We start from the raw sequence: 13,504 nt of genomic DNA, 5'->3' as shown, positions 1-13,504 counted from the left end.
CAAGGGTAATTTCAACAACTAACTACCCCTGCCACATAGTCTGACGCGCGACAATCCCAACCGACCAACGCCGGAAGCAACTAGATAAAGTTAGGCCAAACCACACCACCCCGTCAAATTATTTGAAGGTGACCCTAGTTACCATTCCAGGTCACACTCAGTTCATTCCCCGTTTACCTGCGGAAACGCAAAGAGCGGGGTCATGCGACCCCGCTCTTCTCATGCTTTTGGCTAAGCGAACTTCGCCAGAATGATCTCCCGGACCCGTCCGGCGTCAGCCTGGCCACGCGTGGCCTTCATGACTGCACCAACGAGAGCACCGGCTGCCTGAACCTTGCCACCACGAATCTTTTCGACGACGTCGGGGTTGGCGGCCATGGCCTCTTCAACGGCTGCTTCCAGCGCGGAATCATCGGAAACGATCTCGAGACCGCGGGCTGAGGCAACCTCTGCCGGGCTACCTTCACCCGCGAGGGTTCCCTCGAGTGCCTGGCGGGCCAGCTTGTCGTTGAGCTTTCCGGACTGGACAAGGCCATCGAGTTCAGCGATGTTCTCTGCCGTGACCGGCGCTTCGTCGAGGGCGAGTCCGTTCTCGTTGCAGTAACGAGCGATCTCACCGGTCCACCACTTGCGTGCGGCTGCTGGAGTCGCACCGGCAAGGACCGTGGCCTCGACAATGTCGAGTGCCTGAGCGTTCACGAGGTCGCGGAGCTCGAGATCCGAGATCTCCCACTCTGCCTGGAGGCGCTTGCGCTTCGCGTTCGGAAGCTCGGGAAGCGACCGCCGAATCTCATCCACCCACTCGGCTGAAGGAGCGACCGGCACGAGATCGGGTTCGGGGAAGTAGCGGTAGTCCTCAGCATCCGACTTCTCGCGACCGGAGGAGGTTGAGCCGTCCTCCTCGTGGAAGTGACGGGTTTCCTGCGTGACCTTGCCACCCTCGGACAGGATCTTGGCCTGCCTCCTCATCTCGAACGTGACTGCCTGCTCAATCGCGGTGAACGAGTTGACGTTCTTCGTCTCGGTGCGGGTACCGAGCGGTGACTCGGGGGTCTCGCGCAGCGACAGGTTGATGTCGGCGCGGACATTGCCGCGCTCCATGCGCGCCTCCGACACGTCGAGTGCACGGAAGATGTCACGCAGAGTCTTGACGTAGGCGGCTGCGACCTCGGGTGCGCGAGCTCCGGCACCGGGAATCGGGCGGGTCACAATCTCGACGAGGGGAACGCCTGCTCGGTTGTAGTCAACGAGCGAATAGTCGGCACCCTGAATGCGTCCGCTTCCACCAACGTGGCTGTTCTTACCTGCATCCTCTTCCATGTGGGCACGCTCGATCTCGACGCGGAACACGTCACCATCGTCAAGAACAACATCGATCCAACCGTCGCGTGCAATCGGCTCGTCCGACTGGGAGGTCTGGTAGTTCTTCGTCAGGTCGGGGTAGAAGTAGTTCTTACGCGCGAACCGGCACGACTCTGCAATGGTGCAGTTGAGGGCGAGACCAATCTTGATCGCGTACTCCACTGCCTTGCGGTTGACGACCGGAAGCGATCCGGGCATGCCGAGCGACACCGGGGTGACGAACGTGTTCGGTTCCCCGCCGAAGGCGTTTCGGGCACCATCGAACATCTTGGTTTCGGTGCCCAGTTCGACGTGGACCTCGATACCGAGAACAGGATCGAAGTTCTCGACAGCAGTTGCGTAATCCAAAAGCTCAGTCATTTAGTTCTCCCAATCCTTAGCCGGGCAGGACCCGGAAATATCTCCAGCGCCAGCCTCAACCGCGGCCGCAACTTCGTACATCAGGTCATCACGGTAGGTCGGTGCGAGCACCTGGAAGCCCACCGGCAGGTCCTCCGACAGGCCACACGGAACCGACAGGCCGGGGATGCCGGCGAGGTTCGCGGGGATCGTGGCCAAGTCGTTGAGGTACATGGCCATTGGGTCGTCCATCTTCTCGCCGAACTTGAACGCCACGGTCGGAGCAGTCGGTGTCACGAGAACGTCCGCCTGCGAGAATGCCTCATCGAGGTCGCGCTGCACGAGGGTACGCACCTTCTGCGCCGCACCGTAGTAGGCGTCGTAGTTACCTGCGGAGAGAACGTGGGTTCCGAGGATGATGCGGCGCTTGACCTCATCGCCAAATCCTTGACCGCGGCTTTCCGCCATGACTCGCTCAGCCGTGATGGGACCCTCCTCGGGTTCCACGCGCAGGCCGTAGCGCATGCCATCGAAGCGAGCCATGTTCGAGGACACCTCGGCGGGCATGATCAGGTAGTAGGCGGACAGTGCGTACTCAAACGAGGGGCACGAGACCGTGACAACCTCGGCGCCAGCTTCTTCGAGGCGAGCGACGGCCGCATCGAACTGTTCCTTCACTCCCTCATCGAAGCCCTCCCCGGAGAGCTGCTCGACGATACCGATCTTCAGGCCCTTGACGCGGTCCGCGCCAACCTTGACGACGATGTCCTCGAGCGCCGGTACCTCGTTGGTGAAGGACGTGGAGTCCAGCTCGTCGTGGCCGGCAATGATCTCCTGCAAGGCCGCAGCATCGGCCACGGTGCGAGTGACGGGACCAATCTGGTCGAGCGAGGAAGCCATGGCGATGAGGCCGTAGCGGGACACGGCACCGTAGGTGGGCTTGACGCCCACGGTTCCGGTGACGGAACCGGGCTGACGGATGGAGCCACCGGTGTCGGAACCCAGCGCGAGGGGCACCATGTAGGCGGCTACTGCCGCGGCGCTACCACCGCCGGAGCCACCGGGGATGCGTTCGATGTCCCACGGGTTCTTCGTGGGACCATACGCGGAGTGCTCCGTGGACGAACCCATGGCGAACTCGTCCATGTTCGTCTTACCGACGATCGGCAGTCCCGCCTCACGGATCTTGTCGATCACGGTTGCGTTGTAAGGCGGGAGCCAGCCTTCCAGCATCTTCGATGCACAGGTGGTCGGCATTCCCTTAATTACAATGTTGTCCTTGATGACGATGGGGACACCTGCGAGTCGTCCCAGCTTCTCCCCCGCAGCCCTCTTCTCGTCAATCTCACGAGCCGTCGCGAGCGCGCCTTCTTCATCGATGTGAAGGAACGCGTTGAGTGTCGGGTTTAGTGCCTTGATGCGCTCGAGGGTAGCGGTCGTCAGTTCGACGGAGGTAATGGTGCCGTCCGCAAGCAGATCGGCGAGTTCAGTTGCCGACTTGGTGAGCAGTTCGTTCACGCTTCCTCCCCGAGGATCTGAGGTACCAGGAACTTTCCGTCTTCGCTTTCCGGAGCCTGCGACAGGACGTCGTCCCGGTTCAGGCCCTCCACGACAACGTCGTCACGCATGACATTCGTCAGCGGAATCGGGTGCGAGGTTGCGGGAATCTCGGGGGTTGCGACTTCGGAGACCTTCGCAACGGCATTGGCAACGACGTCGAGTTCGTTGGCGTACCGCTGGATCTGCTCCTCGGTCAGGGCAATACGTGCGAGCGCCGCCACGCGGGCGACCTCATCAGTAGAAAAAGAGGACATGTGCACAGTCTAATGCCACAGGCACATCCTTGATATTCAAGCATGGGTCACCATCTCGCTATTTCATACCCGTACAATGCTCACCATGGGAAGACTCTCTTTGCCACCGGGTCAAAAACTGTGGAACTACGCCAAGACTGCAGCAACGGCCACGGTAGGTCTTCAGGTTGCAGCAGTGACGGCGGTCATCGCCGTTGACGAACGACGCAAGCGCCGAGAGCCTCCCACCGGCGAGTTCCCGCACTTCAGCCCGAAAGCGACCGCGGTCGACAACACGAAGATCACGACCTTCATGTTTGGTCACGACCTGTACGAGTCGATGCTTGAGGACATCAACAACGCCACGAAATCCGTCTACTTCGAGACCTACATCTGGAAGGCTGACGAGATCGGACAGAAGTTCCGTGACGCCCTTATCGCTGCAGCAGAACGCGGTGTCGCGACCTACATCATTGTTGACGTATTCGGGAATCTCAACCAGGATCCCCGCTTCCGCTACTTCCCCAAGCACGAGAACCTGCACGTTCTCCGCTTCCCCTTCTTCAATCTTGGCCGCATGATCGGGCTCGTCCGCCACTCCGGCCTCGACCACCGAAAGCTCCTCATCGTCGATTCGACGATCTCCTACATCGGCGGATACAACGTCGGTCAGCTCTACGCCGACCACTGGCGCGACACGCACATCCGTCTCGAGGGCCCGCAGAGCTGGGAGCTCGAGAACGCCTTCATCGACATGTGGAACATCCACCGCCCTCGCGGCGAGGAACGACTGACCGACCGCGGTACATCCGAGTGGAGCTCGGAGCTCCGCGCCGTCCAGAACCTGCCGGCCAGACTTTCCTACCCGATCCGTTCCATCTACCTCGATTCAGTCGATCGAGCATCGGAGCGCGCCTGGATCACCATGGGTTACTTCATTCCCGACCGCGACCTCCAAGCAACACTCATCGCCGCCGCGCAGCGAGGCGTCGATGTTCGCGTTCTCATTCCCGAGTACTCCAACCACATCGTCGCGGACTGGGCGGGCCGCCCTTCCTACGAGGGTCTCCTCGCATCCGGCGTCCGCATCTTCCTCTTCGAGGGCGCCATGGTTCACTCCAAAACCCTGACGGTGGACGGCAAGTGGTCGACGGTCGGAACCGCCAACCTCGATGCCCTCTCCATGCGAGGCAACTACGAGATCAACGTCGAGATCTATTCCGATTCGCATGCGGAGCTCATGGAGAAAGTCTTTGAATTGGACCTCACCAACGCGCGTGAGCTCACCGAGAAGGAGTGGGAGCGCCGCCCATTCCTCTCCCGCCTCCTCGAGTCGATCCTCCGTCCCCTCGGCATCGTCCTCTAACAAGCCACTCAGGTTGCACTGAGGGTGGCGCGTAGAACTGAGGGCAGTACGGTCGCGTCGCCTAATAAAAAAGCACGCTAGCTTCGTCATCAGCTCTCTTGCTTCGTCGCGCCGATGACGAAGGTCCGCCCTACGATGCCTCGTAGTGGAGAATATCCCCGGGCTGACATTCGAGAACCCGACAGATCGCGTCCAGCGTTGTGAAACGCACTGCCTTTGCTCTCCCATTCTTCAGAACGGCGACATTGGCAGGGGTGATTCCGACGGCGTCGGCAAACTCGCCCACGCTCATGCCCCGTTCCACGAGCATCCGGTCAATGCTGATTCGGATTGTCATCAGACCACCTCGTCGAGCTCGCTGCGCATAGCTATCGCACTCTTGAGCAGCGACCGCAGCACGAGGGTGATGCAGGAGGTGGCGATGAAGCCAAGGCAGGCAATCACAAGGATGAGGGCAAGGAAGGGGCTACCCGCCTGACCGTCACTGATCGCAAAGAAAGCGGTCACGATCAGGATGACGGCGCAGATGAACATCGTGACGAGAACATCCACCCACAGCACCGAGGTCGGCGTCAGAATGATGCCTCTATAAATCCGGTGAACCAGCAGCCCGACCAAGACAACGGCGATGAGGCCGAGAAGAGTGAACGCGATCGACAGCGCAAGCAGTGGGACTCGCAAGTCCGCATATTCCGGTACCGTTTCGGCAACCTCTGCGGAAAAGGCGGGAAGTAGCGCAATCGCGCCAATACCAACAAGAAATAGCACGCCGAGGAGCGCCTGAGTGACGAGCACGAGAGCACGTGGCGGGCGAGGCAGGTCAAGTTCCATATATCGAGTATCGATAGATATCTATCGAAAGTCAATAGGTGAAGAACTCTTAGACTGTCGTTCAGCCGTCAGGCGTCAAATCGTTCGTTAATAACACCGCAGCTTCGGATCACTGACCCCTATTCTGCTTCGGGTCCGTTCTCGAGCAGCTTGGTGAAGGCTTCCTCGTCGAGGATGGGGATTCCCAGCTCTTCAGCCTTAGTTGCCTTGGAGCCTGCGTTCTCGCCAACCACCACGTAGTCGGTGTTCTTGGATACACCGGATGAGGCCTTACCTCCGTGGGACACGATTGCTTCCTTGACGGAGTCTCTCGTGTAGCTCTCAAGACTGCCCGTAGCAACAATGGTGAGACCGGCGAGGGTCTGCGGGAGCTCCTCGCTCGCTTCCTCTTCCCACACCACCCCAGCTTTCCTCCAGCGATCGACGATGGCCCGGTGCCAGTCAACGGAAAACCATTCACGAATGGATTCGGCGATGGTGAGTCCCACGCCTTCGACGGTGGAGAGTTCCTCAACACTCGCTTCCGCGATGGCATCGAGAGAACCGAAGTGAGTGGCGAGGGCGCGGGCTGCAGTTGGTCCCACGTGGCGGATGGAGAGGGCAACGATCTTGCGCCACAGGTCCTTCTCCTTAGCCAGCTCGAGTTCCTTGAGAAGAGTCTCGGTGGACTTGGTTGGAAGCGATTCCTTCTTGACATTCCCTTCCTTGTCGAGCATCGGCTTCGTCCACGCCGCCCTGGCATAGCGGTAGTTGCCGAGGAACTCGCCCTTGACTCGCTGCTCCGTCCACACAAATACGTCGCGCAGATCGTCAGCGGTCAGGTCAAAGAGACCGGCCTCGTTCTCCAGCACGGGTTCCTGCGGATCGGGGATCCCAAGCACGTGAAGGATCTCGGGGCGAATGTCGCCAGGGGTGGGTTCGCCAAATTCTGCGATCGCGGCCTTGGCGGCCTTGCTCGAGAGGCTCACCTTCTTCCCATCGATGCTGAGGTCATGGCCTGCAATAAGAGAGGCGATGGCGAGCTCCCTACGAGCGTCAGGATTGGTGAGCATGAGGGCCGTCTCTGCGCCCAGCGCCTCAACGTCGAGGGCGCCCCTGGAGCCGACGTGGGCGAGACGTTCCGTCAGCTGAGCAGGACACGACTTCGCATTCGGGCAACGCCAGTCCGCCTCACCCTCCTTGGAAGGGGCGAGAACGGAGCCGCAGTTGGGGCAGTGGGACGGCATGACCCACTCCTTCTCCTCCCCCGTTCGCAGCGAATAGACAGGTGCCACGACCTCGGGGATGATGTCGCCGGCCTTGCGAAGGATGACGGTGTCACCAATGAGCACGCCCTTGCGAGCAACCTCGGACGGATTGTGGAGGGTGGCCTGCGAGACGGTGGAGCCATCAACGAGGACGGGTTCCATGATCGCGAACGGAGTGGCGCGCCCGGTACGGCCTACCTGTACACCGATGTCGAGGAGCTTCGTGTGCACTTCCTCCGGCGGGTACTTGTAGGCAATGGCCCACCTGGGCACGCGGGAGGTGTAGCCGAGTTCGGCCTGCTGCGCCCGCGAAGCAATCTTGATGACCGCGCCGTCCATGCCGTGAATCAGCTCGGTGCGCTGCTTCCCCAGGTCGTCAATGAAGCCAAGTGCCTGGTCGAGGCCCGTGACCGGCTTCGTGTAGGGAGAGACCGGAATGCCCCAGCTACCCAGGCGTTCGTAGATCTCAAGTTGGCTCGTCACGGGATCGGTCGACCCCTGAACAAACCCAATGCCGTGGGCGATGAAAGAGAGCGGGCGCGAGGCCGTGTTCTCGGGATTCTTCTGACGCAGCGAGCCCGCAGCCGCGTTGCGCGGGTTCGCAAACACGCGCTGACCTTCGTCTTCCAGTTTCTTGTTGAAGGTCGCGAAGTCGGCAAGCGGAATGAAAACCTCGCCTCGGATCTCGATGATCTCGGGCCAGCCTCCCCCAGCAAGCTTCTGAGGTACGGCCTTGATGGTGGCAACGTTGGCCGTCACGTCCTCACCAGTGGTGCCATCACCGCGGGTAGCCGCCTGAACAAGAACCCCGTTCTCGTATCGAATGTTGAGTGCAAGGCCATCGATCTTTGCCTCACACACGACCTCAATGTCGGATGTTGCGATGCCCTCGGCCTTCGACACACGCTCAAACCACGCTGCAACTTCCTCGGTGCTGAACGCGTCCTCGAGGGAGTACATGCGTTCCCTGTGGCGCACGGGAGAGAAGGCGGCAGGAGAGTCTGCACCTTCCTCACCGCGAGCGCCCTCATTGATCACCGCACCGACGTTGCGGGTGGGTGAGTCCTGAGTGTTGAGCTGAGGGTAGGTCTCTTCCAGTCCCCTCATTTCCCGAATGAGAACGTCGTATTCGGAGTCGGACAGCGGGGATTCTCCGCGCTCATCGTTGTAGTAGGCGGTTTGAGCTGGGCGGATGATCTCGGCCAGTTCCTGCCATCGTGCGAGAGCGGATTGGAAGTCTTTGGTACTCACGCCGACAGTTTAGCCTGAGGTGGCGGCACACTCTCGGGAAGGACAGCTGGGGACGCGAACCCCCGCAATCCCGACTTCTCCAATTCCACGAACGACTTTTCTGAAAAACTGTCTACTCTGGCTGTCCTCTCTGGCTAGCTGTCATCTCTGGCAAGCGGCCTTCTCTGGCTACCTTCTCAGACTGGCTACCTTCTCTGGCGACAAGTCTGCTTTGGTCTTGACACGTCTGGTCCGGTTATCTGTCTTCTCTGGTCGCCTGTGTGCGCCTCCACTAGTGTGGTCACCATGTGCGGACGATATGCGACCTTTACTCGCCTCGATGAGCAGCCGGGTCTGTTTGATTTGGACTTCTTGACCGAGGGGGTTCTTGAGAGGCCCGCGAACTACAATGTGGCTCCCACGACCAGCGTGCCGATCATTGTTGAGCGGTACGACGAGGGTCTGAAGCGTGAGGCTCACCTTGCTCACTGGGGTCTGCTCCCACCGTGGGCGAAAGACAAGTCGTTTGCGGCAAAGATGATTAACGCGAGAAGCGAGACGATTGCGGAGAAGCGCTCCTTCGCTCCTTCTCTCAAGAAACGCCGATGCATTGTCCCGGCCGATGGCTACTACGAGTGGAAGAAGGTTGGGAGCAGAAAGCAGCCATACTACATCACCCGAGCCGACGGCGAACCTTTGGCCTTCGCTGGCCTGTACTCGTGGTGGAAGGATGGCGAGGAGTGGATCCTCTCGACGACGATCATCACTCGCGCCGCGGAGCAGCTTGCCGACATTCACGAGCGCGTGCCCAGCATCCTCGATCAGGAGGACTTCTCCGATTGGTTGGATCCCCTGGCCGAGGGCCCGGATCACGCCCTCGAGATCCTCTCCCACCCCAATCCCGAGCTCAAGGCCATTCCCGTTCGTCACGACATCGGCAAGGTCGGAGTGAACACTCCCGAGAACATCGTGGAGATTCCCGCCGATGAGGTCATTGGCTAAGGCGCTCCCTGGGGAAGTTTGTCTGAGTGCAGAAGGCTCGGGTCGGAATCGCTGACAGGCAAGTCGTCTTAATTGGCAGCCAGGTCGATTACCCCGCCGAGATCGAGCGAGATCGTGAAGGTGGCGGGTTTTATCCTCGCCACCTTCTGCTTCAGTTGTTCGGAATGAGCTGTTAAGCCTATTCCGCAGCGAATTGCTGTCGCCGAACGTTGATGAGGGCAGCGGCGACGAGCACCGCGTAGAGGATGATTGCTCCGATTGCGGGGATGGGAAGGAAGTCGGTTGAGATGACCGCCCCGCCGATGAGGAGAACCTGGAGAGTGATGGCTGGGCCCGTCGCCCATCGCACGTCCTTCCACACCGCCCACCCGACTCTGCCCAGGAGTATCGCGACGACCAGCATGAAGATTCCGAGAGCGGTGTCGCTACCGTCTTCCGTGACCACAGTTTCCCCGGACAAGCCCGAGACCAGCACTGTTATCGACCAGATGCCAAGAACGAGGGCTTCGAGGGCAACTCCAAGGGCCGCAAGTCCCTCCGCGCGTAGCAACTTTCCTTTTTGCATGTGCCAATACTACCTTTCGAGCCCTGTGACATAATCCACCGGTGTTTATCCTCAATTAACTCTTTACCGTTCGCGATCCTCGTGACAAGGTAATGAACTAGATGTTCAGCCGGTATAGAAGCCGGATACAAGGAGACGATTTTATATGGATTGGCGCAACCGCGCGGCTTGCCTCACTGAAGACCCCGAGCTATTCTTCCCGATCGGAAACTCTGGCCCGGCTCTGGCTCAGGTTGAGCAGGCCAAGGCTGTATGCCATCGTTGCGAAGTGCGCGAAACCTGCCTGAAGTGGGCTCTCGAGACCGGCCAGGATGCTGGAGTGTGGGGCGGCATGTCCGAGGAGGAGCGTCGTTCCCTTAAGCGCCGCAACGCCCGCGCTCGTCGCGCTTCATAAGCAAGAGATGACTGGCCTGGGGTGGCGAGGAAACTCGCCACCCCAGTCGTTTCTACGGAACTCCGCAAAGACCAAGAATTGAGGGGAGCCCTGCCGCGGCGGGCTCCCCTCAATTGCGGTTCCTAATTCCAGTTTATGTACGAGCAGGTTCGACTTAATCCTCAGTCGACCTAGCTGAGGTGCCTCGTGCGCTAGTCGCGGTGCCTCATGTGCGCCTGAATGGTGACGACGGTTCCCCGTTCGGGACCGGGACTCCAGTTGATCGTGCCAAGAAGGTCGGACTTAATCATCGTTTCGACGATCTGGGTTCCGAGGCCGGAGCCGTGCTCGCCCTCCTTGATGCCGACGCCATCGTCCTCGATGACGACATCAAGCTCGTCACCGTCGCGGTGTACGCGAACGACGATGGATCCGTCGCGGCCCTTGAGTCCGTGTTCGACGGCGTTGGTGATGACCTCGTTGAGGACCACGGCAAGGGACGTTGCTTCTTCGGAATGAACGGTGCCGAAGGAGCCTTCGAAGCGGGTTGTGACGTGCTGACCCGTGGTCGCGACGCCCGCTGCGAGCCGCATGAGCCTCGCAAAGGTCTCATCGAACTCGACCTTGTCGGCACCAGTGCGAGCGAGCGCCTCGTGGACCATGGAGATGGTGTAGATCCGTCGCTGAGCATCGTCCAGGTTCTGCTTTGCGGCGGGGTCCTGAACTCGCCTCGCCTGCAGGCGGAGCAGCGCCGACACGGTTTGCAGATTGTTCTTGACGCGGTGGTTGATCTCGCGGATCATCGCGTCCTTCGTCATGAGCTCGCGTTCGGAACGACGCAGTTCCGTCACGTCACGGCACATGAGCATGGCTCCGGTGCGTGCACCCCTGTTCTTCAGTTCAATGGCACGAAGCGAGATGACAACACCCCGGGACTCCACCTCGGTCACCCACGATCCCTTGCCGAGAAGCACGACCGGCAACATTTCGTCGACGCTCGATGAGTACTGCATTTGTTCGGTCACGAGCTCGGCCAGGATCTTGCCCGGCAACCTGCCCCTGACCCCGAGGCGGTGGAAGGCCGAAATCGCGTTGGGTGAGGCGTACAGAACGACACCGTCAGCATTGAGGTGAATGAGACCATCGGAAACGCGCGGGGTTCCGTGGCGGAGGCCCGTCGGCACACCATCACCCGGGAACTCGCCATTGGAAATCATCCTGAGCATCGACTCGGTGATCTCTGCGTAGTTTCGTTGCACAGCATCCGGCTGACGTTCTGTGCGGTCGTCGGAGGCGACAACGAGAATGCCGATGACTTTCTGGACGCGAGTTGCGATGGGAACGATGCGGAAGCGCACGTGATCGACACCGGACTGCAGCGGCTGCTGGGTCAAGAAGCTCTTGCGGACCTGCTTGTCGATTGAGGGAGGAACGGGGTTTCCGACCACATCCTCTCCCTCGACGGTTCCGGCCGTTGCAGGACGACAGTGCGCGGCGATGAGCATCTCATCGTCCTTCGTCGGCAAAACAATGAAAAGATCGGAGAATGTGACATCGGCAAGCGGATGCCAGTCGGCAACGAGTTGGTGGAGGTGCTCCACTCCCTCAGCGTCGAGGGTCCCTGCCTGATTTATCATGTTGGTAAGCGTTGGCACACGGCTAGCCTATCCCGTCCTGACAGGAGAATTCATGCGCGTTGAACGCACAATCTCATATTCTGCCGATCTCGCCTCAGTCCAGCAGGCCTATCTCTCCGAAGAGCTGGCCGTGGCACGGACCAAGGCAGGCAATCTAGCCGCCCCAAGCCACACCGTGACCAGCGGAAACGGTGGGCCGAAGGCCGTGACCACACTCGTGGTTCCCGCCTCTCAGCTTCCCGACAAGGCACGCAAGCTCATCAGCCGCGACATCAACGCCACCATCACTCAACAGTGGGATGGCACCGGCCCCGACACCGCCTCAGCCCAGTTCACTGTTGATGTGGGCTCCCTCCCCGTATCCGTCACCCTCACCCAGACCCTGACCTCGACTGGATCGGGCACTCAGTGCACGTTCGCTGGCGACGTCAAGGTGACGGTTCCCTTCGTTGGAGCAAAGCTCGAAAAGGTCGCCGTCTCCAAAGTTGACGAGCTCCTCTCCGGAGATCATAAGTTCGTTCAGCAGATCATTGAGGCGCAGTGAAAGCAGTTCGTAGCGGGGTGCGGGAATGGATCGCAACGAACGATCGCGGCGCCATCGTCAAGATCGGTGATCCTGAGGCGCACGAGGTCTTCTCCCCCGGCGAGCTCCTGCAACTAGCAGCCGCCACGTGCGCGGGGCTGTCGATGGATGCGAGACTCACCTACGCCCTCGGCGACGACATTCAGGTCACGCTCAAGGTTGAACCGGAGAGGGTTCCCGACGAGAACCGCTACTCCGCCATCGCCACCACCTTCTCCCTTAACCTGTCCTCGCTCTCTCCTGAGGAGCTGGAGAAGCTGAAGGAGAAGGTCGATGCGGCGGTCGAGCGTTCCTGCACCGTTGGACGCACCCTCGAGGCATCGGCACAAAGCACCTTCGAGCTCGTGAACCGCACGCCCGCACCGCCCGAGAGCTAAATCGAGACAGCTGGATCCGACCGAGCTTTTGCCATACTCAACTTGACTGATGGGATCCCACACGGGGTCCCATCAGTCGTTCAAGCACAAAGTTCCACCACGGAATCCGCCAGATTTCGCCACGTCAAAAGTTGACACGAACGAGCTTGTTCATCTTGAGTGAACTTGACTCAAGTTTACTTGACTCTGCCCATGCGGAGTTCGATACTTATATCAGCAGGTTCGAAAGCCGAACCGGACAGATTGAAAGTGTGACAACATGGCACGACGTAATGACCCCTTCCAGGACATTGAACGACTCTTCTCCTCCACTGGCTTTGCTCGCCCAACCGGCCCGGGCATGCCGATGGACCTCATCCGCACAGGTGACGAGTACGTGGCAGAACTCGACCTCCCCGGCGTGGACCCCTCGACCATCGACATCGACATCGATGACCGCACCCTGACCATCCGCGCAGAGCGCAAGGCCCGTCAGGGCGAAGTTGAGTGGCTCTCGAAGGAACGCCCCACCGGCACCTTCGCTCGTCAGCTCACGATGGGCTACGGAGTTGCAGTCGACAAGATCAACGCAACCTACGACGGTGGCGTTCTCACGCTCACCTTCCCGGTCGCGGACGAGGCAAAGCCCCGCAAGATCTCGGTCAACACCAGCTCCTCGGAGTCCAAGACCATCGACGCCAACTAAGAAGGCGCAAGCAAGCACCTAGCGGCAGACTAGGAACCTTGCATTCTTCAGTCCTGTGCCCTCAACCAGAACTATCCGCTGGTTGAGGGCACACCTGTATCTCTACTCCGCAGC

14 protein-coding genes are annotated in these 13,504 nt (G+C 60.1%); 6 read left to right on the top strand and 8 right to left on the bottom strand.

What is annotated here, in order from left to right:
- Positions 1–231 precede the first annotated feature (231 nt).
- Genes gatB through gatC form a run of 3 tightly spaced genes read right to left on the bottom strand, consistent with a single transcriptional unit; the run spans position 232 to position 3,515 of the window.
- Positions 232–1,722, bottom strand: coding sequence for an Asp-tRNA(Asn)/Glu-tRNA(Gln) amidotransferase subunit GatB (gene gatB, locus QMB98_RS00860; RefSeq protein WP_371683734.1), 1,491 nt, complete (start codon positions 1,720–1,722; stop codon positions 232–234).
- A complete protein-coding gene (gene gatA, locus QMB98_RS00855; RefSeq protein ID WP_371683733.1) occupies positions 1,723–3,219 on the bottom strand; it encodes an Asp-tRNA(Asn)/Glu-tRNA(Gln) amidotransferase subunit GatA in 1,497 nt (498 codons plus the stop codon).
- The gene (gene gatC / locus QMB98_RS00850) at positions 3,216–3,515 is read right to left on the bottom strand and encodes an Asp-tRNA(Asn)/Glu-tRNA(Gln) amidotransferase subunit GatC (protein WP_371683732.1); all 300 of its coding nucleotides are present in this window, start codon (positions 3,513–3,515) and stop codon (positions 3,216–3,218) included. The genes gatA and gatC overlap by 4 nt, the downstream gene beginning before the upstream one ends.
- 85 nt (positions 3,516–3,600) lie before the next feature.
- Here gatC and QMB98_RS00845 point away from each other — a divergent pair, with 85 nt between their 5' ends.
- Complete coding sequence (locus QMB98_RS00845; RefSeq protein ID WP_371683731.1) at positions 3,601–4,860, top strand: phosphatidylserine/phosphatidylglycerophosphate/cardiolipin synthase family protein; 1,260 nt, start codon at positions 3,601–3,603, stop codon at positions 4,858–4,860.
- 130 nt (positions 4,861–4,990) lie between these two features.
- Here the strand turns inward: QMB98_RS00845 and QMB98_RS00840 are convergent, their stop codons facing one another.
- From QMB98_RS00840 to ligA, 3 genes are all read right to left on the bottom strand, one after another.
- Entirely contained in the window at positions 4,991–5,197 is a 207-nt protein-coding gene (locus QMB98_RS00840; protein ID WP_371683730.1) for a helix-turn-helix domain-containing protein, read from the bottom strand.
- Positions 5,197–5,691: a DUF2975 domain-containing protein gene (locus QMB98_RS00835; RefSeq protein WP_371683729.1), complete on the bottom strand. Its 495-nt coding sequence runs from the start codon at positions 5,689–5,691 to the stop codon at positions 5,197–5,199. Before QMB98_RS00835 ends, QMB98_RS00840 begins: the two co-directional genes overlap by 1 nt.
- A 119-nt stretch (positions 5,692–5,810) precedes the next feature.
- Positions 5,811–8,189, bottom strand: coding sequence for an NAD-dependent DNA ligase LigA (gene ligA, locus QMB98_RS00830; protein ID WP_371683728.1), 2,379 nt, complete (start codon positions 8,187–8,189; stop codon positions 5,811–5,813).
- Positions 8,190–8,474: 285 nt separating this feature from the next.
- On the opposite strand from ligA, the gene QMB98_RS00825 reads away from it, so the two are divergent.
- Positions 8,475–9,170, top strand: a complete 696-nt coding sequence (locus tag QMB98_RS00825) for an SOS response-associated peptidase (protein ID WP_371683727.1) — start codon at positions 8,475–8,477, stop codon at positions 9,168–9,170.
- 178 nt (positions 9,171–9,348) lie between these two features.
- Here QMB98_RS00825 and QMB98_RS00820 read toward each other — a convergent pair whose 3' ends face one another.
- Positions 9,349–9,735: a hypothetical protein gene (locus tag QMB98_RS00820; protein ID WP_371683726.1), complete on the bottom strand. Its 387-nt coding sequence runs from the start codon at positions 9,733–9,735 to the stop codon at positions 9,349–9,351.
- A gap of 145 nt (positions 9,736–9,880) precedes the next feature.
- Between QMB98_RS00820 and QMB98_RS00815 the strand changes: the two genes are divergently transcribed.
- On the top strand, positions 9,881–10,129 hold the full coding sequence (locus QMB98_RS00815) for a WhiB family transcriptional regulator (RefSeq protein WP_371683725.1): 249 nt from the start codon (positions 9,881–9,883) through the stop codon (positions 10,127–10,129).
- A gap of 191 nt (positions 10,130–10,320) precedes the next feature.
- Here the strand turns inward: QMB98_RS00815 and QMB98_RS00810 are convergent, their stop codons facing one another.
- Positions 10,321–11,745 (bottom strand): sensor histidine kinase, encoded by a 1,425-nt coding sequence (locus tag QMB98_RS00810; protein ID WP_371683724.1) that lies wholly within the window; start codon positions 11,743–11,745, stop codon positions 10,321–10,323.
- Positions 11,746–11,797: 52 nt separating this feature from the next.
- On the opposite strand from QMB98_RS00810, the gene QMB98_RS00805 reads away from it, so the two are divergent.
- The 3 genes from QMB98_RS00805 to QMB98_RS00795 all read left to right on the top strand — a co-directional run bounded on the left by QMB98_RS00805 (position 11,798) and on the right by QMB98_RS00795 (position 13,390).
- Positions 11,798–12,289 carry a DUF2505 domain-containing protein gene (locus QMB98_RS00805; RefSeq protein WP_371683723.1) on the top strand — a complete coding sequence of 164 codons (492 nt, stop codon included), beginning with the start codon at positions 11,798–11,800 and terminating at the stop codon, positions 12,287–12,289.
- The gene (locus QMB98_RS00800; RefSeq protein WP_371683722.1) at positions 12,286–12,705 is read left to right on the top strand and encodes an OsmC family protein; all 420 of its coding nucleotides are present in this window, start codon (positions 12,286–12,288) and stop codon (positions 12,703–12,705) included. The genes QMB98_RS00805 and QMB98_RS00800 overlap by 4 nt, the downstream gene beginning before the upstream one ends.
- A 259-nt stretch (positions 12,706–12,964) precedes the next feature.
- On the top strand, positions 12,965–13,390 hold the full coding sequence (locus tag QMB98_RS00795) for an Hsp20/alpha crystallin family protein (RefSeq protein ID WP_371683721.1): 426 nt from the start codon (positions 12,965–12,967) through the stop codon (positions 13,388–13,390).
- Positions 13,391–13,504 lie beyond the last annotated feature (114 nt).

Source organism: Flaviflexus sp., from assembly GCF_041440645.1.
Lineage (GTDB): Bacteria > Actinomycetota > Actinomycetes > Actinomycetales > Actinomycetaceae > Flaviflexus.
This window is presented reverse-complemented; position numbering and strand designations above follow the sequence as displayed.

Coding starts and splice junctions, on each gene's coding strand:
- QMB98_RS00835 (WP_371683729.1), bottom strand. CDS start 5,691: ATGGAACTTGACCTGCCTCGCCCGCCACGTGCTCTCGTGCTCGTCACT.
- QMB98_RS00795 (WP_371683721.1), top strand. CDS start 12,965: ATGGCACGACGTAATGACCCCTTCCAGGACATTGAACGACTCTTCTCC.
- QMB98_RS00815 (WP_371683725.1), top strand. CDS start 9,881: ATGGATTGGCGCAACCGCGCGGCTTGCCTCACTGAAGACCCCGAGCTA.
- QMB98_RS00820 (WP_371683726.1), bottom strand. CDS start 9,735: ATGCAAAAAGGAAAGTTGCTACGCGCGGAGGGACTTGCGGCCCTTGGA.
- gatC (WP_371683732.1), bottom strand. CDS start 3,515: ATGTCCTCTTTTTCTACTGATGAGGTCGCCCGCGTGGCGGCGCTCGCA.
- QMB98_RS00805 (WP_371683723.1), top strand. CDS start 11,798: ATGCGCGTTGAACGCACAATCTCATATTCTGCCGATCTCGCCTCAGTC.
- QMB98_RS00810 (WP_371683724.1), bottom strand. CDS start 11,745: ATGATAAATCAGGCAGGGACCCTCGACGCTGAGGGAGTGGAGCACCTC.
- QMB98_RS00840 (WP_371683730.1), bottom strand. CDS start 5,197: ATGACAATCCGAATCAGCATTGACCGGATGCTCGTGGAACGGGGCATG.
- QMB98_RS00825 (WP_371683727.1), top strand. CDS start 8,475: ATGTGCGGACGATATGCGACCTTTACTCGCCTCGATGAGCAGCCGGGT.
- gatB (WP_371683734.1), bottom strand. CDS start 1,722: ATGACTGAGCTTTTGGATTACGCAACTGCTGTCGAGAACTTCGATCCT.
- QMB98_RS00845 (WP_371683731.1), top strand. CDS start 3,601: ATGGGAAGACTCTCTTTGCCACCGGGTCAAAAACTGTGGAACTACGCC.